The sequence below is a fragment of the Plantactinospora sp. DSM 117369 genome, assembly GCF_053764795.1.
Genome location: NZ_CM132446.1, coordinates 3,256,024 through 3,275,300 on the forward strand (window position 1 = coordinate 3,256,024; position 19,277 = coordinate 3,275,300).

Below are 19,277 nucleotides of genomic sequence, written 5' to 3' on the forward strand. Positions count from 1 at the left end.
CCACCTCCACCGCCTCGTACGTCAGCACCAGCTTCTCGGTCAGCACACTGGTGCCACCAGCTAACCAGGTCCACCCGCTCCCGGTCAGCCCGGCCACTGCCACTGGGCGACCATCGGGTGGTCCTCGCCGTACCGGCGGGTGTGGTCGCGGCACTCCTGCCGGGCGTCGACCATCGCCTGCCGCAGGTGGGCGGCCCGGGTGCCCAGCCCGGGGACCCGGTCGATCACGTCCATGACCAGGTGGAACCGGTCGAGGTCGTTCAGCATCACCATGTCGAACGGCGTCGTGGTGGTGCCCTCCTCCTGATAGCCCCGGACGTGCAGGTTGGCGTGGTTGGTCCGGCGGTAGCTGAGCCGGTGGATCAGCCAGGGATAGCCGTGGTAGGCGAAGATCACCGGCCGGTTCCGGGTGAAGAGGGTGTCGAACTGCGGGTCGGCCAGCCCGTGCGGGTGCAGGCTCGGGGGTTGCAGCCGCATCAGGTCGACGACGTTGACCACCCGGACCTTCAACTCGGGCAGGTGTCGGCGGAGCAGGTCGGCGGCGGCCAGCGTCTCCAGCGTCGGTACGTCGCCGGCACACCCGAGCACCACGTCCGGCTCAGCCCCGGCGTCGGTGCTGGCCCAGTCCCAGATCCCCAGTCCGCGCCGGCAGTGCAGCTCCGCCTGCTCCATCGGCAGCCAGTTCGGGGCGGCCTGCTTGCCGGAGATCACCACGTTGATGTAGTGCCGGCTGCGCAGGCAGTGGTCCATCGTGCAGAGCAGCGTGTTGCCGTCCGGCGGCAGGTAGACCCGGACGATCTCGGCCCTCTTGTTGGTGACGTGGTCGATGAAACCCGGGTCCTGGTGGGAGAAGCCGTTGTGGTCCTGCCGCCAGACGTGGCTGGAGAGCAGGTAGTTGAGCGAGGCGACCGGGCGGCGCCAGGGGATGCCGCGAGTGACCTTGAGCCACTTGGCGTGCTGGTTGAGCATCGAGTCGACGATGTGGACGAACGCCTCGTAGCTGGTGAAGACGCCGTGCCGGCCGGTCAGCAGATAGCCCTCCAGCCAGCCCTGGCAGAGGTGTTCGGAGAGCACCTCCAGCACCCGGCCGCCCGGGGAGAGATGCTCGTCGCCGGGCTCGGTCGGGCCCATGAAGGCCCGGTCGGTGACCTCGAAGACCGGGGCCAGGCCGTTCGACTCCACCTCGTCCGCGCCGAAGAGCCGGAACCGGTCCGGGTTGGCCGCGATGACGTCCCGGAGCCAGCCGCCGAGGACTCCGGTCGCCCCGCTGACCGGACGGCCGGGCCGGTCCACCTCGACGGCGTGGGCCCGGAAGTCGGGCAGCACCAGGTCGCGGAGTACGACGCCGCCGTTGGTGTGCGGGTTCGCGCTCATCCGCCGGTCGCCGCGCGGAGCCAGGTCGGCCAGCGCCGGCAGCGGCGCGCCGGTCGCGTCGAAGAGCTCCTCCGGCCGGTACGACCGCAGCCAGCGCTCCAACTGGGCCAGGTGACCCGGGTTGTCGCGTACCCCCTCCAGCGGGACCTGGTGGGACCGCCACGTCCCGGCGACCTGCTCGCCGTCCACCTCGCCCGGCCCGGTCCAGCCCTTCGGGGTCCGCAGCACCAGCATCGGCCAGCGCGGCCGCTGCACCGGCCCACCCCGGCGGGCACGGCGCTGGATCTCGGTGATCTCGTCCAGCGCCCGGTCCAGGCAGGCCGCCAGCTCCCGGTGCACACGGGCCGGCTCGCCCCCGTCCACCACGTACGGCCGGTAGCCGTAGCCGCGCAGCATGCCGAGCAGGTCCTCCTGGGGCATCCGGGCCAACACCGTCGGGTTGGCGATCTTGTATCCGTTCAGGTGCAGGATCGGCAGCACCGCGCCGTCCCGGGCCGGATCGAGGAACATGGTGGAGAGCCAGCTCCCGGCGAGCGGGCCGGTCTCCGCCTCGCCGTCCCCGACCACGCAGGCGACCAGCAGGTCGGGATTGTCGAACGCGGCTCCGTAGGCGTGCGCGAGCGAGTAGCCCAGCTCGCCGCCCTCGTGGATCGACCCCGGCACCTCCGCCGCGACGTGGCTCGGCAGCCCACCCGGGAAGGAGAACTGCCGGAACAGCCGGGCCATCCCGGCCTCGTCCCGGCCCACCGACGGGTACAGCTCGGTGAAGGTCCCCTCCAGCCAGGTGTTCGCGATGATGGCCGGAGCGCCGTGCCCGGGTCCGGTCACCAGCATCGCGAACAGGTCGCGGGCCACGATCACCCGGTTCAGGTGTGCGTAGACCAGGTTCAGCCCCGGGTCCGTACCCCAGTGGCCCAGCAGGCGCGGCTTGACGTGCTCCGGCCGCAGCGGCTCGCGCAGCAGCGGGTTCGCCAGCAGATAGATCTGCCCGGCGCTGAGATAGTTGGCGGCCCGCCAGTACGCGTCGATCCGGCCCAGTTCCTCGTCGGTCAGCCGAGGCTGCGGGTCCAGCGCGGTCTCCATCACCCGAGCCTGCCCCGAGCCGGGCCGACCCGCGACCGGAACGCCCATCTCGGCACGCTCACTCCTGGATGTACACGCCGTGCGCGCTGCGTACCACGACCACCGGCGAGGCCGAGTGGTAGAGCATCGCCTGGCTGACCGAGCCGAGCATGCCGCGCCAGGGCTCGTCGCCGCGCGCACTGACCACCACGAGTTCGGCCCGGAGCGTCTCCTGGGCCAGCGCCGACTCCGGGTCGCCGGTCCGGACCTGCTGTTCCACCCGGACCGAGGGGTACTTCCGCTGCCACGGCGCGACCGCCTCGGCGAGTTGCTCGACGACCTCGGGCGGCGGGGCGCCGTCCGTACCGTCCGGGTCGCAGACCTGCACCACGACCAGGTCGGTCAAGTGCCGCGCGGCGGTGTCGAAGGCGAAGTCGAGGGCGCTCAGCGAGCTGGCCGAGCCGTCCACCCCGACCAGCACCGGTCCGGCCGACGGGACCTGTTCCCGGGCCACCAGCACGCTGCATCCGGCCCGGGCCGCGAGCTGCACGGCGGTGGCGTCGGAGTCGGCCGGCACGTCGGGATCCGCGCCGAGCCCGCCGTCGCCGATCACCAGCAGCGCGGCGGAACCCGACTCGCGGAGCAGGGTGGTGATCACCGGCCCCTCGATCAGCGCGCAGGAGACCTCCACTCCCGGCTGGGCCTCGGCCGCGGTGGCGGTCGCCCGGCGCAGCAGCTCCTCGGCGGGACGGCGGGGCTCCTCCGGCATCGGCTCCGACGGGTCCGCGACCCAGTTGAACGCGTGCACGACACGCAGCGGGCGGGAGTGCAGGACCGCCTCGCGGGCCGCCAGCCGGACCGCCGTCATGCTCAGCCGGGAGTCGTCGACCCCGACCACGACCAGCGCCTCCTGCGGAGCGTTCACCGTCGCCCCGCGATCACTCGGCCACCGGCCCGCCACCAGCTACGTGGCGTGTCCTCTGCACCAGCCGAGAGTATCCGGGCGGTGTGGCGGGCGGCGGCGGATTCGGCCAGTACGGCCGCACAGTGGATGGTTCGGTCAGGGCTCGACCCGCAGTACGGCGATGGTCGCGTTGTCCCGACCGCCCGCGACAAGCGTGTCGGCGAGTACGCCGCGGACGGTGTCGGCGGGGCTGCTGGTCGCGCCGAGCCGGCTGGCCAGCCGCTGGTAGTCGAGCTGTTCGGCGACGCCGTCCGTGCAGAGGCAGTAGACGTCGCCGGGTCGCAACGCGACGTTGAGCAGGTCCGGCTCGGGCATGGCCGGGTGGCCCACGTAGCGGGTGAGCTGGTAGCGGGCGGCGGCCGCCGCCGGGGAGTCCGCCGGATACCAGCCGTAGACGGCGCCGAGCCAGGCGGCCGTGTGGTCGACGGTGAGCAGTTCGAGTAGCCCGTCCCGGAGCCGGTACGCGCGGGAGTCGCCGATCTGCACGATCCAGCCGGAAAGCTCGGTCACTCCGGCCGGGTTCGGTGCCGTACCGCCCAGGGCCGATCGGGCGATCGGCGCGGTACGCCGCGGCCCGACTCCCTGGCCGGCGACGCCCGGTTCGGCCGGGAACGGTGCTTCGGTGACCCCGCCAGCGGGCGGGTGAGTCGAGCCGGCGGCACCCGGTCCGGTGGTCGGCGGCATGACGACCAGGCCGGTGAAGGTGCAGCCGGTCAGCTCGTCCAGTTCGGCGCCGGCCGCCCGGACCCGGGACTGCGCCTGGGCCATCGCGGCGCGGAGCTGGCCGGGGCCGATGTCGGGAGCTGCCGCGCGAACTCCGGCGACCATGGTTTCCATGGTGGTACCGCCGGCGATGGTGCTGCCGCGGCCATCGCCCATCCCGTCGGCGACCGCCAGGAACGGCAGCACCGGATCGACGTGCAGTACGTCGAAGTTCGCCGAGTAGCGCTGACCCACCCGGGTGCCTCCGGCGACGCTGAGCCGGTGGCCGGCGAGCGGGTAGCTGCGGCTCACGTCGCCCTCGGCGGGCATCCGGTCCGGACCCGTCACAGGGCTACGGTGCATGGCGGGGAGGTTAGCAGGATTTGCCAACCAGTCCGGGCGGTATATGCGAATCGTCGCAAATCCCCGCCGCCGTTGGTTCTGTGCGGACTCGGCCCGGTCCCGTTGTGCCGCGCGGGGGCGGGCTCGACTGCGAGGATGGAGCGGTGAACCTGCCCGACGTGCTGCGCCGGCACCGGCTGCTCGCCGTCGTGCGGGGCGACGACCCCGATGCGGCGCTGGCCAGCGTACTGGCGCTGGCGGAGGCCGGGATCGCACTCGTCGAGGTGTCGCTGACCTCCCGGGACGAGGCCGGGGTGCTGGTCCGGGCCCGGGCGGCGTTGGGCCCGGAGGCGCCGCTGGGTGCCGGTACGGTGCTCACCGAGGCCGACGTGGTGCAGGCGGAGCAGGCCGGAGCGTCGTTCGTGGTGACCCCGGGACTGGTGCCGGCGGTCGCCGAGGCGGTCCGGCTCGGGCTGCCCGTCCTGGTCGGCGCGCTGACCCCGACCGAGGTCGTCGCGGCCAGCCTGGCCGGGGCGGCGGCGGTGAAGCTCTTTCCCGCGTCGCTCGGTGGCCCGGCCTACCTTCGCGCGCTCCGGGAGCCGTTTCCGGACGTCCCGTTCGTGCCGTTCGGCGGGGTGGACGTCGAGTCGGCTCCGGAATACCTCTCGGCGGGAGCCGTCGCGGTCGGCGCCTCCGAGTCCCTGCTCGGCACGGCGCCCCAGGGTGGCGACCTGGCCGCACTGCGGCTGCGGGCCACGGCGTTCCGCGCCGCCGTCTCCTGATCGGCTCGATCATCCGGTGTGCCGGCAGGACTCCGGGCCGACTGTGTCAACTGGGGTTGACACACGTGGCCCCGTCAACCTAAGTTGACAGTATGAGTCAGGCAACGGATCTGGCGGCGGCGGCCGGCAGCACCGACCCACGGGTCGGGCTGCGTGCGGTGGTTGCCCTGCGCCGGTTGTTGGAACGCCTGGAGGTCGTCCAGGTCGACAACGCCCGGCGCCAGGGCTGGTCCTGGCAGGAGATCGCCGACGCACTCGAAGTCAGCAGGCAGGGAGTACACAAGAAGCACGCCGGCCGGGCGTCGGCGCGTACCCAGGGAGGGGCATGATGTTCGAGCGGTTCACGGTGCAGGCCCGGGACGTGGTCCGGGGGGCCGTGGCGGCGCGCGAGCGGCTGGGGCACCGCAACGTCGGCACCGAGCACCTGTTGCTCGCGCTGCTCGACGGGGAGAAGAGCTCCGTCGCCGGGCTGCTCAACCAGTCCGGCGTGGACGCCGCGCGGGTGACCGAGGCGATCGAGCGGAAGATCGGCCGCGGCACCGAGGAGTTCGGCGACCGCGACGCGGAGGCGCTCCGCTCGATCGGCATCGACCTGGCGGCGGTGCGCTCCACGATCGAGGAGTCGTTCGGCGAGGGCGCTCTGGAGTCGCCGCCGGCCCGGTCGTCGCGGCGGGGCCTCTTCGGCGGCTGGGACTTCGGCAGCCGGTTCTCCGCCCGGTCGAAGAAGGTGCTGGAGTTGGCCCTGCGCGAGGCGGTCCAGCTCCGGCACCGGGAGATCGGCGCCGAGCACATCCTGCTCGGGCTGCTCCGCGAGGGACACGGGCTGGCGGCGCTGGTGCTGACCGAGGCCGGGGTGGACCTGGCCGAGCTGCGCCGCCGTACCCTCGACTCCCTCCGCGAGGCCGCCTGACCAGCACCGGCCGGATGCGGTCGGAGCCGCCGGGAGCCGGTCGAGGTCGGCGCCGGACCCATCGAGTCCGGCCGAGCCGGCCGGGGCGGTCGCGGGCTCAGGCCGGCGGGCGGCCGGCGTCGAGCTGTTCGCGGAGGATGTCGGCGTGCCCGGCGTGCCGGGCGGTCTCCTCGATCATGTGGGCGTAGATCCAGCGCAACGAGACCCGGCCCAGCCGGGCGTGCGGCGCGGTGTCGTCGAGGGCGAACCGGGCGGCGACCCGACGCGACTCCGCGCACGCCTCGGCGTACTCGGCGAGCAGGCTCTCGACGGTGTCGTCGGGGCCGAGCGTCCAGCTCGGGTCGCCGCCGTCCACCCAACCGGCGATCTCGACCGGCTCCCGTTGGGCCAGCCGGCGCTGGAACCAGCTCCGTTCCACCGCCGACAGGTGCTTGAGCAGCCCGCCGAGCGTGGTCAGCGAGGGTACGAGCCGACGCCGGGCATCCTCGTCCGACACCCCGGTGATCTTCTCCGCGAGCTCCCGCCGCTGGCAGTCGAGGAACGCCTCCCAGACCGCCCGCTCACCGGCGGTGCCGACCTGTTCCTCGGGGGCGAGTGGTGGATCGACCATGTGGGCACTGTAGCGGCCGGCGGCGCTGACCCGACGAAACCCGCCCGGCATGCGCGATTGGTCACGTCCGCCCGGCTCGCTGCCGGCGGCAAGCTGCTGCACACTGGCGGCCGTGAAGGCGCACGAGGAGAGCACGGCCGGCGTGCCGGCGGATTCCCGGGCCGGCGCTGCCGGCGGTCTCCGGTCGGCGGTGGTGGTCAACCCGGTGAAGCAGACCGACCTCGACGGGCTGCGCCGGACCGTCACCGAGACGCTGGCCGCCGCCGGCTGGCCGGAACCGGCCTGGTACACCACCACAGTGGACGACCCGGGCCGGGGCCAGGCCCGGCAGGCTATCGAGAACGGCGCCGAGGTGGTCTTCGTCTGCGGCGGCGACGGCACCGTGATGTCCTGCGTCGGGGCCCTGGTCGGCACCGACGTGGCGATGGCCATCCTGCCGTCGGGCACCGGCAACCTGCTCGCCGCCAACCTCGGGCTCTCCAATGACCTGGCCGCCGGGCTGGAGGTGGCGCTCGAACAGGGCCGGCGGCGGATCGACGTCGGCACCTGCGGCGACCGGTACTTCACCGTGATGGCCGGGATGGGCTTCGACGCCCAGATGCTCGCGGCCACCTCCGAGACCACCAAGGCCCGGGTCGGCTGGCCGGCGTACGTGGTCGGGGCGCTGCGGCACCTGCGGGACCGGCCGATGCGGGTGTCGATCCGGATCGACAACCAGCCTCCCCGACGGCGCCGGGCCCGTACCGTCCTGGTGGCCAACGTCGGGCGGTTGCAGGGCGGGGTACGGCTGCTCGCCGACGCCGAGCCGGACGACGGCTACCTGGACGTGGCCGTGCTCACGCCCCGGACGCTCAACCACTGGGTCTCGCTCGGCTGGGCGGTGCTGCGGCGGCGCCGCCGGGTGCCCCGGATGGAGGTGCTGCGCGGCCGGCGGGTCACCATCACCAGCAACCGGGCCCAACCGCGCGAGCTGGACGGGGACGTCATCCCCGCCGGCCGCGCGCTGAAGGTGTCGGTCCGCCCCCAGGCGCTCTGGCTCTGCGTACCGAGGCCGGAGACCGAGCCGGACCTGGCGGTGGACGCCGACGCGGTCGCCGAGCGCGGGGAGCGGCGGGTGGAGGAGGTGCGGTGAGCAGTACCCGGCTGGTCCCCGAGACCCGGTGCATGGCAGACGAGGAACTCTCCGCCGACGACGCCTGGCACACCCTGCGCCGGTACGGTGGCTGGCACCTGATCCGGGACGCCTTCATCCGGTTCCGGTACGGCGACGCGTTCAGCCACTCCCGGGCCCTCGCCCTGCAACTCTGCCTCGCCGTGGTGCCGTTCCTGATCGCGCTGGCCGGTCTGATCAGCGAGCTCGGAGCGGACGAGGGTGGTCTGGTGGTCGCCGACACGGTGATCGCGCTGACGCCGGGCGCCAGCGACGGGGTGGTCAAGGAGCTGCTGGTCGACTCGGAGCAGGCCGAGGACGCCGGCGAACTTGCCCTGGCCCTCGGCCTGCTCACCGGGCTGGTCGCGTTGACCACCACGATGGCGCAGGTGGAGCGCGGGGCGAACCGGATCTACGGGGTGGAGCGGGACCGGCCGGCGCTGTGGAAGTACCTCCGGGCCGCCGTCCTGGCCCTCACCGCCGGAGCACCCGCGCTGGCCGGCTTCTTCATCCTGGTCGGCGGCGGCGAGCTGGGCCGCTCGATGGGGCGGCACTACGACTGGTGGGGCCCGTCGGTCGGCCTCGCCTGGGACATGCTGCGCTGGCCGCTGAGTCTCGGGCTGACCGTCTTCGCCGTCGCGGTGCTCTTCCGGTACGCGCCGCGCCGCCGGCAGCCGGGACTGTCCTGGCTGCTCTTCGGCGCCGGATTCAGCATCGCGCTGTGGTGGCTGGTCAGTGTCCTGCTCGCCGGCTACGTGTCGTACAGCGACGCGTTCGGCGCCACCTACGGCGCGCTGACCGGGATGATGGCGCTGCTGCTCTGGGCCAACCTGACCGGGATCGCGCTCTTCGGCGGGCTGGCCTTCGCCGCCCAGTTGGAGGCGCTGCGGATCGGCGAGCAGGAGCCGGCCGAGCCGGACCGCTGGGATCCCGACCGGACCGACCCGGGGCACGCCGACATGATGGAGATCGATCCGGCGGAGACGCTCGGCCGGGGCGTACCCGGGCCACGGGCCACCGAGGAGCGGGCGGCCGGCTCGGTCGGCCCCGGCGCGGAGCCGCGCGACGGCTGACGGGTGTACGCCGCCCGCAGCGCGGGTACCGGGCAGGCCAGAGACGAGAAGGGAGCTCTGGCGTGGCCACGGTCAGCGAGGTGTTGCGGCGACCGCTCGGGCATTTCGCCGAACGTAGCCTGCTCGGCTTCGCCCTGGTCGCCGGCACCGGCGTCGGGTTCGGCGTGCTGTTGCTGCTGGTCCGGTTCCACTGGGACCCGCTGCACCGGGCCGACCACGAGACGGCGGCCTGGTTCAACGGGGTGGTCTCGGCCAACGAGGGCCTGGTCACCGTGCTCCGGGCGGTCACCTCGCTGGGCGGCCGGCCGATCATGCTCTGGCTGGTCACCATCGCGGTGGTGGGCCTGCTGATCCGCCGGCAGGGCCGGCTCGCCGTCTATCTGATCGTCACCGGTCTCGGCGCGCTGATGCTCGACCCGTCGCTGAAGGAGCTGGTGGGCCGGCTCCGCCCGGTGGTCGACATCCCGGTGGCCTCGGCGCCGGGCAACAGCTTCCCGAGCGGGCATGCCCTCGGGTCGATGGTCGCCTACGGCGCCCTGCTGCTGGTCTTCTTGCCGGCGATGCGGCCCGGGTGGCGCCGGCTGGCGACCGGGGTCGTGATCGCGGTGGTGGCGGCGGTCGGGGTGACCCGGGTCGCGCTCGGCGTGCACTACGTCTCCGACGTCCTCGCCGGCTGGCTGCTCGGCCTCGCCTGGCTGGGCGTCACCGCGTATGCCTTCCGGTTGTGGCGCCGCGAGCGGGGCCGCCCGGTCCGGCCGCTGGCCGAGGGGCTGGAGCCGGAGGCGGGCCGGGAGATCACGCCGGCACCGGCCGAGGAGCACCTGCTGCCGCATCCCCGGGCGGCCGTCGCCGAGGTGCTCACCGGCTGGGTACTGGTCTTCGGCCTGCTGTACGCCTTCGGCATGCTGGTCAGCTACTACGTCGAGGGCACCTTCGTCGAGAAGCTCGACCGCGAGGTGCCGCAGTGGTTCGCCGCGCACCGGACCGACACGCTCAACGACCTCAGCTATCTGGCGAGCAAGGCCGGCGACACCCACGCCATCCTGCTGGTCTCGCTGGTCTTCTGCCCGCTGGCGCTGGCCTTCTGGCGGCGCTGGCGGCCGGTGCTCTTCCTCGCGCTGACCATGTTCGGCGAGCTGACCCTCTTTCTCGCGTCGGCCCGCGCGGTGAGCCGGCCCCGCCCGCAGGTCGAGCACCTGGACGGGCACCTGCCGACCGCGTCCTTCCCGTCCGGGCACATCGCGGCGACGATGTGCCTGTGGGTGGCGATCGCCCTGCTGGTGATGCCGCGCACCGACCGGTGGTGGCGCTGGCTGACCGTGCTGGCCGCGGTCGTGATGCCGTTGCTGGTGGCCGGCTCCCGGATGTACCGGGGGATGCACCATCCGAGCGACTTCGTCGGGGCCATGCTGCTCACCACGCTCTGGATCGGCCTGCTCTGGCTGGTGGTACGCCCCAACGAGGAACTCTCCGGGGGCGGCCGGCGGGTCGGCGGCGGTGCCGACGCGGAGCCGCCGTACTCGGCACGGCCGACGGAGACCGCGCGAAGCGCCCCGGCCGAACTGTCGAGTCTCGACGACGAACTGGCCCGGGCGGCCCGGCCGGACTGAGGTTGCGGACGTCCGGCAGGCTGGCTGGCCTGAGGTCGCAGACGTCTGACGGGCGGGGACGGGGGTGGATGCCGGGTGCGGGCGATGACGTACAACATCAAGAACGGCGGGCGCGACGGTGCCGACCCGAGCCGGCTGGACCGGGTGCTCCAGGTCGTCACCGAGCAGCGGCCGGACGTGCTGGCGCTGCAGGAGCTCCGGGGCCTGCGCCGGGACCGCGACCGGCTCGACACGATGGCCCGGCGGCTCGGAATGCGGGCGTACCTGGTCGGGGGATGGTTCGGGCAACCGGTGGCGGTACTCGTCCGGCGACCGGTCGAGGCGGTGCTGGTGGCGCCGGTCCGCCGGCCGTTCCACCACGGGGCGCAGCGGGTCGTGCTGGACACCGACCGGGGCCCGCTGACCGTGCTCAGCACGCACCTGCATCCGTACTCCGGGCGGCGCCGGCTGCGTGAGGCCGGCTGGCTGGTCGGCGCGGCCGGCCGGGGCGGGTCGGACCGGAGGCCGTTACCGGACCGGCTGGTGCTGCTGATGGGTGACCTGAACACGCTCGATCCGGGCGGCCGGCACGAGGAGCGGATCGGCAGGCTGCCGCCGGAGTACCGGGGGCGGCACCTGATGCCGGATGGGGTGACCGTGGACACCCGGGCGGTCGCCGCGCTGTACCGGTCGGGTTTCGTGGACCTGTTCCAGCCGGAGGGGGCCGACCCGTCGGCGGACCGGGCGGAGCCGCCGCACACCGTACCGACCAGCGCCGGTGGTGGGGTGGAGTTCACCGAGATGCGACTCGACTATCTGCTCGGCACGCCGCCGCTGGCCCGGTGGGCCCAGCCGCCCCGGGTGGTCACCGGTGGGGCGGCGGAGTCCGCGTCGGACCACTATCCGCTGGTCGTCGACGTCGACCTGCGGCTCCGCTGAGCACCGGGACGACACCAAGGCACCGGGACGGCTCCGGCACCGGACCCGATGCACCGGGACGACGACGCAGAGTCAGGCACCGAGCCCGACGTCGCGGGCGAGCAGGGCCGCCTGCACCCGGTCCGCGACACCCAGCTTCGCGAAGATCGCGGAGAGCTGGTTGCGTACGGTCTTCTCGCTGAGCCCGAAGTGCCGCGCGATCTTGGCGTTGGTGTCGCCGAAGGCGAGCCGGCCGAGGATGTCCCGCTCCCTGGCGGTGAGCTGGTTGAACGGGGCGGGCAGCTCGACCGGCCCCCGGTTGAGCGTGGTGAGCACGGACGGCCCGATTCCCGGGCCGAGCACGACACCGCCCTGGGCGACCGTACGCAGTGCGTCGATGACGGCGTCCGGATCGGTGTCCTTGAGCACGTACCCCCGGGCACCGGCCCGCAGCGCCCGGGCCACGATCTCCTCGTCGTTGGCCATGGTCAGCATCAGCACCTTGGTCTCCGGGCGGGACTGGATGATCCGCGCGGTGGCGTCGACGCCGTCACCGTCCGGCAGCGTCACGTCCATCGCGATCACCTCCACCCGCTCGGTGACCGCAGTGCTGATCGCCTCGGCGGTGGTCGCCGCCTCGAATACCTCGCTCACCCACGACTCGCCCTCGAGCATGGTGCGCAGCCCTCGGCGCACCACCGGGTGGTCGTCGACGATGAGGATCCGTCCACCGTGCACCATGCTCGTCGCCGCCTCTGCCCGCACATCGCGTCCTGTGCGCTGCCACCGGCCGGCAGAAAGGCACCGCGGCGCCGGGCTGCGCATCGCGGGTTCAGCGTAGCGGGCTAGCCGATCCGGCCCGCGTCGCTGTCCGGACTCTGGCTACCGGCGGCCGGCGGGGCTGTGGCGGCGGGCTGTGCCGCACCGCTCCGTGGCTGTGGCACCTCCGACTCCGGGCCGACGTCAACGGATCGGTGGGCGGCCCCCCAGCGGCCGTCCGGGTCGCCGGAGCCCGGATCGGTTCCGGTGTCGCCGCCCGTACGGCCGGCGACGGAGGAGGCATCTCCGGCCGGTGCGCCGGTGGCCGCTCGGCCGAGAGTGGCTGGGCCGTCCTGCGTGGCCGTACCGGTCGCCTGGTCGGGTACGGCAGGCTGGAACGGCAGACGCACCCGGATGGACGTACCGTGTGGACTCGCCGGGGTGATGTCGAAGTCGCCGCCGAGTTCGGTGGCCCGTTCCCGCATCGAGTCGAGGCCGACCCCGCCGGGTCGGCGTGGCCCGAGGCCCACCCCGTCGTCCACGATCTCCACCGTCAGCGCCCGGTCCCGGTGCACGTTCACCCAGCAGGTGCTGGCCTGGGAGTGCCGGGTCACGTTGTTCAGCGCCTCCGCGACGATCCGGTACGCGGCCACCTCGATCGCCGCCGGCAGCCCCTGGAGGTTTCCCTCGACCTGCAACCGGACCGAGAGAGCCGGGCTGTCGAACCGGGCGCACTCGTTGCGCAACGCGGCGGCGAGCCCCCGGTCCAGCGCCGGCGGCCGGAGCTGGTCGACGAGTTGACGTACCTCGGCGGTGCAGGTCTGCAGATCTGCCGTGAGCGCGTCGAGGATCCGACCGGTGCGGGGCTGCCCGGCCACGAGCTTGTGCGCCGCCCGGACCTGCATGGCCATCCCGGCCAGGGTCGGGCCGAGCCCGTCGTGCAGGTCGCGGCGGAGTCGACGGCGCTCCTCCTCACGAGCGGTGATCAGCCGTTCCCGGGACTCCTGGAGGTCGTGGATGAGCCGGACGGCCTCGGCCGCCACCGCCGCGTGCACCGCCAGGTCGCCCAGCAGCCGCCGTTCGACCGGGGTGAACCGGCTCGCCGCACTCCGGTTCGCGACGAGCAGCCGGCCGACCCGTTCCCCCCGGGTCACCATCTCGAACGACTCGACCGGAGTGTTCGCGGTGCCGTGCGCGGCGAGGACGCGAGGCCCCTCCCGCCCCTCGACCTCGACCGCGACGTGCGGCACCCGCAGCGACCGCGCGATGGTGTCGGTCAGCAGGGGCAACACCGCGCCCGGTTCGACGGTACGGCCGAGCAGGTCGCCGAGCCGCGCCATCACCTGGTAGGGATCGTCCCGGTCGCCGTAGAGCAGCCGGTTGACCCCCCGCTGCACCCGGCCCCGGGCCGGTTCGAAGGCGACCGCGATCAAGCCGGTCGCGACCAGGGAGGCGTTCGAGGTGCTGCCCGCCATCAGCAGGTCACGGAGCAGGGTGATCAGCCCGACGAACGCGGCGATCACCAGCAGGCTCATCACCAGCCAGACGATGGTCCGGTTGATGACCTGGTCGAGGCCGTACAACCGGTATCGCAGCACCGCGACGGCCAGCCCGATCGGTAGCGCCACCACCATGATCACCCAGGCTCCGGGCAGGTTGATGGCCTCCAGTACGAGCCCGAGCAGCAGCAGGATCGCCGACGCCAGCAGGCAGGCGAGCTGGGCCCGGATCTCACCGTCGGCCCGCCGCCAGCGCAGCACCAGCGAGACTAGTACCGCGATCAGCCCGAGGATTGTCACCCCGATGGCGAGCAGGGCGACCAGTACGAGCGTCCGGGCCCGCTGCGTCGGCGCCGGCTCCGGGTCGCTGACCAGGCTGTAGGGATCGTCCAGGGCGGCGGTCGCGTAGGCGAGGGCGGCGACGACCGTCCCGGTTATGATCACCACGGCGACCGGGCGCCACCGCTGCGAGGGCAGCCGCCCGTCCGGAAAGACCAGCAGGGTGAGGAAGATCAGCCCGTACGGGATCCACCACGCCCACTGGCTCAGCCAGGCCAGCGGCAGCCAGGTTCCCCAACTCTCCGCGAGCACGGCCACGCTCGCCGCCCCCCCGGCGGCGAGCATGAGCCGGCCCACGAGATGCCCGGGTATCCCGATCAGGACCAGCACGCCCATCGCGGTGAACGCGACTGCGATCACCGCGATCTCACCGGTCTGTTCGACCCAGATGCCACGGGCGCTGGCGTACTGCCCGGCCACCACGAGCGCGACGACGATGGCTGCCCCGACCAGTGCGAAGACCCTGCCTGTGGGCCATCGCCTGGTGTCCTCGGTGGACGTCACCCCTGCTACCCCTGTCCGATCAAGTTCTCAGTGTGTCCAGCCGGCGGCGTGCAGCGAGTTGTGGAACCATCCGCCACGATCCATCAGCCGCATGCCCCCCGACGGGGAGTCGCCGCCCGGGAAGTGCGCGGCATCTTCAGCCAGCGTGCCGCCGCCGAGCTGCGGCAGGGCGTCGATCGCCTCGTCCACGGTCAGCCCGGAATCCGCGACCAGCTCCGGGTGCCGGCGGATGTAGTCCCCGACGTGCTGGACGACGGCCTGCAACCGGCCCTGGATCAGCTCCGGGTCGGGATCCTCCAGCGTCGGCACCAGGCCCTCCAACTCCCAGGAGTGGCTGAGCACCGGCGCGAGTCGACGGCCCGCCTTGTCGAAGAACTCCAGGCCGCCCTGGGCCTTGGCGCCGATGTCCTTCTCGCTCAGCATCTCCGCGACGCTGCCGTAGGCGTGCGCGAAGCTGTTGTCGCTGGCGATGACGATCGGTTCGATCTCCGTAGGGCGAACCGGGCGAATCGGCTTAGCGGTCATGACACTCCCCTCGTAATCCAACCTCGACGGTGTAGGCGCTGGTGGGCGACGGTTTCCTCCGGCAGCCTAGGCCCGGTGTCCAACGGGGCGCGTAAGGTCCGTCGGCTGAGCATCATGTCCCGTCCGACGTCCCGCGGGCCCGGGACCGGTGTCCCAGTCCACTCGGGAAAATCCGGCGTGTCTCCGTACGGTCCGGTACCCGACCGGATCTTCGACGGCTACCCGACCCGGAGCGAGGCTCCCGGCCCGGCCGGGCGTACCCGATATCGGGTCGATGCCCGGACGATACGCCGGACCGGCACTCTCGTCGGCGGTGCCAGCCGCCACTCACCACGGCCGGCGCTTCGCCAATCGCTAGCTGGGGAGACCTATGACGCCCGAGTCGTCGGCAACCGCGAGCCGGAGTTCCGGCCTCGCCATGCCGGTGCGCGGGCGGACCCGGGTTCCGGCCCGCCCCGCGGGGTGGTCCGGGCGGCGTGAGCCGGCCGACCTCGTCGTCGAACTGCTGGACCGGATCAGCCTCGCTGGCTGGACCGTGCAGCATCGGGCCGGGCGGACCCTGGTCGCTCCGGCGCTGCCGGCCAACCGGTTGCAGGGCTGGAAGCTGCACGTCTCGGCGACGCCGTCGAACGCGCCGGAGGTGCTCGCCGCCTGCATGCCGGTGCTGGTCGAGACCGGTACCGCGTTCGGCTTCGTCGGCACCGCGGCGGGGCTTGCCGAACTCAACGGTCCCCGGGCGTCACGGGCCGGAGCCGGAAAGTTCCTCACCGTCCACCCGGCGACCGACGAGCTCTTCCGGGAACTGGCGAAACGTCTGGACGAGGCGACGGTCGGCTACGTGGGGCCGGCGGTCCTCTCCGACCAGCCGTACCGGTCGGGCGGGGTGGTGCACTACCGGTACGGCGCCTTCGGCGGGGTCGGCGTGCTGGACAACGACGGCCGGTACCGCCGCTGTCTGGTCGACCCGGACGGCAACCTGGTCGAGGACCGGTGCGAGCCGGTCTTCCGGCCACCGGCCTGGGTCGAGCTGCCGTTCGACTCGTCGCCGGAACGACCGGCCCCGGCGCTGCCCGGGTCGCCGGTGTGGCCGACCGGCCCGACCGGGCCGGGCTGGTCGGTCGCGTCGATGCAGGTCTTGGGGACGTCTACCGCCGATCCGGTCATCGGCTCGGCGGGGACGGCCGGGTCCGTGGGGGGCGGACCGGGGGGCCCGGCCGGGCCCGGGGTGCCGGCTCGGTCGGGGGGCTCGACCGAGGCGGAGGGCCCGGCCGGGTCGGGGGGACCTGGGCGGTCGGGGGAATCCGCGCGGTGGAGGGGACCTGTGCGGCCGGGGGGATCCGCGCGGTCCGGGGGAGCCGCGCGGCCGGGGGGACCTGCCGGGTCGGGGGACCCGGTCGGGCCGGCGGGGGCGGCCGGGTCAACGGGGGCGGTCGGGTCGACGGGGACGTGGGGGCCCGTCGACCCGACCGGACCGGCCGAGGTGCTGATCGGCGGCAGGTACGCGGTCACCGGGGCGATCCGGCAGGCGAACAAGGGCGGCGTCTACCGGGCCCGGGACCTGCGTACCGGTGCCACGGTCCTGATAAAGGAGGCCCGGCCGTACGTCGGCACCGACGCGTACGACCGGGACGTCCGGGACCTGCTCGGGCACGAGGCGCGGGTGTTGCGACACCTGCTCCCGCTCGGCGTGACGCCCCGGCCACTGCGCGAGTTCGTGCAGGGTAATCACCGGTTCCTCGTCGAGGAACTGCTGCCGGGGCGGCCACTGAGCGCCGACGTGCCGGACCTTCCAGTGGTCGGTCCGGACCGGCGCGCCTGGCCGCACCTGCTCGGTCGGCTGGCCCGGCTGGTCGGGGCGGTGCACCCGGTCGGGGTGGTGCTCCGGGACCTGGCGCCGGAGAACGTGCTGCTGTTGCCGGACGGGGAACTCCGGCTGGTCGACCTGGAATTGGCCGCGTTACGCACCGGGGGAGCGGACGACTGGTCGTACCTCGACCTGCGGTACTCCGGCGCGGCCGGGTTCGTCGCGCCGGAGCAGTGGCGGGACGCGGCACCGGACCCGGCGGCCGACCTGTTCAGCCTCGGCGTGCTGGCGCTGTGGCTGGCCGGGCGGGTCTCCCCGGCCGGCATCGACGTGGCAGGCGTCGGGCTCGCCGCGACCGGGACCGCCGGGTACGACGTGGCGGGCGCCGACGTGACAGGCGCCCGCTCGCCCGCCGGGTCCGCCGGGCCGCCGGTGCGGTCGGTGGAGGAGTGGGTGGCGGCGCTGCTGGAGCCGTCCTTCGGCGGGCCACCGGTTCCGGTACCGTTGCGCCGGATCACCACCGGCCTGCTGCGCACGGAGCCCGCCGAGCGGATCGGGCTGGACGAGGTGGTCGGGCTCTGCGCCGAGGCGTCCGACGAGTGCGGTGGACGGCGGAGCACCGCAGCGGGGACCGCCGCCCGCCGACCGGACGGGCCCGCCAGCTCGGGCACCGGCTCCAGCCCCAGGTTCCACCACAGCGCCGGTCCCAGTTCCGGCCTCGGCTCCGGCCCAGGAGCCGGACCCGACACCGGGACCGGCCCCCGACTCGGCCCGAGGACCGGCCCCGACCTCGGGACCGGCACCGATCCTGGGATCGGCACCGGTGCTGGGGGCGGCACTGGTCTCGGTGCGGAGGCCGTGACCCCGCCCGGGGAGTTGCTGCCGGAGGCGGTGGCCACGCTGCCGGAGCCGGCCTGGTGGGGCCTGGTCGAGGAGAGCGTCCTCCGACTACACCCGGCACCGGATCCACTGTCCAGTCTCGACTTCGGGGTCCGGCCGGGCGCCCGGTCGACCCCGCATGCCCGGCTGGCTGGTGTCGGCTGGCCCGGCTGGAGGCCGGGGCCGAGCCGGGCGGGTCCCGGGTCCGACCGACAGCTCGCCCCGAACCAGGGATGTGCCGGCCTCGCCCGGTCGGTCGCGGCGCTGACCCGGCTGGTTGCCGACGGGCAGGCGGCCGGCGAATCCGCTCGACCGGCCGGCGCGGCACCGGTGCTGGACCTCCTGCTGGACCGGCTGCTGCACTCGCTCGACGGCGAACCGCACCGGCTGCCCGGACTCTCCGCCGGATCCGCCGCGGCCGTCTGGGCGCTCTGTGACGCCGGGCGGCTGCTCGGCCGGCCGTACCTGGTGGACCGGGCCGTGGAGCTGGCGCTCCGGTTACCGGTGCGCTGGCCGGAGCCGGGGCTCGGGTACGGTCTCGCCGGGCTCGGCACCGGCCTGCTACACCTCTGGCGGCACACCTATCTGCCCGCGCTGCGGGACCGGATCACGGCGGTTGCCGGGCACCTGCTCGACGCCGTCGAGCCGGGCGGCGCGATGGTGTGGACGGTCGACCCGTCCTTCGACTCGGTACGCGCCGGACTGCGGTCGTACGGCCTTGAGCACGGCACCGCCGGAATCGGAGCGTTCCTGCTCGCCACCGGAGAGTTGCTCGGTCGGCGGGACCTGACCGCCGCCGCGATCCGCTGCGCGGAGACCCTGCTGGATGCCGCCGAGTCTGTCGGCGGGACGGTGCGCTGGTCGAGCCCGTCCGTCGGCACCTGGCCCGAGTGGCCGGGCTGCCCCGACGACCCGGCCGGGATCGGCTCCTTCCTGTGCCGCACGTACCTCCACACTGGCGATGCCCGTCACCGGGACGCGGCGGTGGCCGCTGCCCGGGTGGTCGTCACGAGCCGATGGACCCGGCATCGTGGCGGCGGGATCGGCGCGTACCCGGCCGGGGGCGGTGTGCTCGTGCCCGGGGTCGGCTCGTCGGGGCCGGCCGGTGACGGGGAGTTCCTGCTCGACCTGGCCCGGGCCACCGGCGACGCCCGGTACGCCGGCTGGGCCGAGACCCTCGCCGCGAGGTGGTGGGCGACCGGCGCCGGCCCGGCCGGGGAGGCCGGTCGGCCGGAGCGGCCGGGTTGCACCGATCCCGATCCGGCCGGCCGACTCGCCTTCCTGCTCCGGCTCCGCCTCGGCGGTTCGCGGCTGTTCCACCCTGACCCGTCCGTGCAGTCGGGGTACCACCGGACGGACCGGCCCGTCGTCACCCCGGCCGCAATGGCCGGGATCGGAGCCTCGCGGACCCGAGCAGGTCGACCCGTCGCGCCCTGCGCCGGCGGCCCCGCCTGCCGGTGTTCCCGATGGCCTCAGCGGTGACCGCCGGAGC

15 protein-coding genes are annotated in these 19,277 nt (G+C 73.8%); 8 read left to right on the plus strand and 7 right to left on the minus strand.

What is annotated here, in order from left to right:
- Positions 1-84: 84 nt before the first annotated feature.
- The 3 genes from ACSMXO_RS14400 to ACSMXO_RS14410 form a co-directional block, all read right to left on the minus strand.
- Complete coding sequence (locus tag ACSMXO_RS14400; RefSeq protein WP_455419236.1) at positions 85-2,457, minus strand: phosphoketolase family protein; 2,373 nt, start codon at positions 2,455-2,457, stop codon at positions 85-87.
- A 58-nt stretch (positions 2,458-2,515) separates the two neighbouring features.
- Positions 2,516-3,361 (minus strand): universal stress protein, encoded by an 846-nt coding sequence (locus ACSMXO_RS14405; RefSeq protein WP_346261431.1) that lies wholly within the window; start codon positions 3,359-3,361, stop codon positions 2,516-2,518.
- A 135-nt stretch (positions 3,362-3,496) separates the two neighbouring features.
- Positions 3,497-4,465 carry a PP2C family protein-serine/threonine phosphatase gene (locus tag ACSMXO_RS14410; RefSeq protein ID WP_455418127.1) on the minus strand — a complete coding sequence of 323 codons (969 nt, stop codon included), beginning with the start codon at positions 4,463-4,465 and terminating at the stop codon, positions 3,497-3,499.
- 143 nt (positions 4,466-4,608) lie between these two features.
- Here ACSMXO_RS14410 and ACSMXO_RS14415 point away from each other — a divergent pair, with 143 nt between their 5' ends.
- The 3 genes from ACSMXO_RS14415 (at position 4,609) to ACSMXO_RS14425 (ending at position 6,136) form a co-directional block, all read left to right on the plus strand.
- Entirely contained in the window at positions 4,609-5,226 is a 618-nt protein-coding gene (locus tag ACSMXO_RS14415) for a bifunctional 4-hydroxy-2-oxoglutarate aldolase/2-dehydro-3-deoxy-phosphogluconate aldolase (RefSeq protein WP_318402199.1), read from the plus strand.
- A gap of 92 nt (positions 5,227-5,318) precedes the next feature.
- Complete coding sequence (locus tag ACSMXO_RS14420) at positions 5,319-5,555, plus strand: helix-turn-helix domain-containing protein (RefSeq protein ID WP_130463859.1); 237 nt, start codon at positions 5,319-5,321, stop codon at positions 5,553-5,555.
- Positions 5,552-6,136 (plus strand): Clp protease N-terminal domain-containing protein, encoded by a 585-nt coding sequence (locus ACSMXO_RS14425; RefSeq protein ID WP_455418128.1) that lies wholly within the window; start codon positions 5,552-5,554, stop codon positions 6,134-6,136. The genes ACSMXO_RS14420 and ACSMXO_RS14425 overlap by 4 nt, the downstream gene beginning before the upstream one ends.
- A 97-nt stretch (positions 6,137-6,233) precedes the next feature.
- On the opposite strand, the gene ACSMXO_RS14430 is transcribed toward ACSMXO_RS14425, so the two are convergent.
- The gene (locus ACSMXO_RS14430; protein WP_346261428.1) at positions 6,234-6,746 is read right to left on the minus strand and encodes a DinB family protein; all 513 of its coding nucleotides are present in this window, start codon (positions 6,744-6,746) and stop codon (positions 6,234-6,236) included.
- Positions 6,747-6,888: 142 nt separating this feature from the next.
- Between ACSMXO_RS14430 and ACSMXO_RS14435 the strand changes: the two genes are divergently transcribed.
- The 4 genes from ACSMXO_RS14435 to ACSMXO_RS14450 all read left to right on the plus strand — a co-directional run bounded on the left by ACSMXO_RS14435 (position 6,889) and on the right by ACSMXO_RS14450 (position 11,497).
- Positions 6,889-7,878, plus strand: a complete 990-nt coding sequence (locus ACSMXO_RS14435; protein ID WP_455419237.1) for a diacylglycerol/lipid kinase family protein — start codon at positions 6,889-6,891, stop codon at positions 7,876-7,878.
- Positions 7,875-8,969: a YihY/virulence factor BrkB family protein gene (locus ACSMXO_RS14440; RefSeq protein WP_455418129.1), complete on the plus strand. Its 1,095-nt coding sequence runs from the start codon at positions 7,875-7,877 to the stop codon at positions 8,967-8,969. Before ACSMXO_RS14435 ends, ACSMXO_RS14440 begins: the two co-directional genes overlap by 4 nt.
- Before the next feature lie 62 nt (positions 8,970-9,031).
- A complete protein-coding gene (locus ACSMXO_RS14445; RefSeq protein WP_455418130.1) occupies positions 9,032-10,579 on the plus strand; it encodes a phosphatase PAP2 family protein in 1,548 nt (515 codons plus the stop codon).
- Between the two features lie 84 nt (positions 10,580-10,663).
- On the plus strand, positions 10,664-11,497 hold the full coding sequence (locus ACSMXO_RS14450) for an endonuclease/exonuclease/phosphatase family protein (protein ID WP_455418131.1): 834 nt from the start codon (positions 10,664-10,666) through the stop codon (positions 11,495-11,497).
- Positions 11,498-11,569: 72 nt separating this feature from the next.
- Here the strand turns inward: ACSMXO_RS14450 and ACSMXO_RS14455 are convergent, their stop codons facing one another.
- From ACSMXO_RS14455 to ACSMXO_RS14465, 3 genes are all read right to left on the minus strand, one after another.
- A complete protein-coding gene (locus tag ACSMXO_RS14455) occupies positions 11,570-12,241 on the minus strand; it encodes a response regulator transcription factor (RefSeq protein ID WP_346261424.1) in 672 nt (223 codons plus the stop codon).
- 80 nt (positions 12,242-12,321) lie between these two features.
- A complete protein-coding gene (locus ACSMXO_RS14460) occupies positions 12,322-14,577 on the minus strand; it encodes a sensor histidine kinase (protein ID WP_455418132.1) in 2,256 nt (751 codons plus the stop codon).
- A 27-nt stretch (positions 14,578-14,604) separates the two neighbouring features.
- A complete protein-coding gene (locus tag ACSMXO_RS14465; protein ID WP_346261422.1) occupies positions 14,605-15,102 on the minus strand; it encodes a hypothetical protein in 498 nt (165 codons plus the stop codon).
- 370 nt (positions 15,103-15,472) lie between these two features.
- Here ACSMXO_RS14465 and ACSMXO_RS14470 point away from each other — a divergent pair, with 370 nt between their 5' ends.
- Complete coding sequence (locus tag ACSMXO_RS14470; RefSeq protein WP_455418133.1) at positions 15,473-19,267, plus strand: class III lanthionine synthetase LanKC N-terminal domain-containing protein; 3,795 nt, start codon at positions 15,473-15,475, stop codon at positions 19,265-19,267.
- Positions 19,268-19,277: the final 10 nt, after the last annotated feature.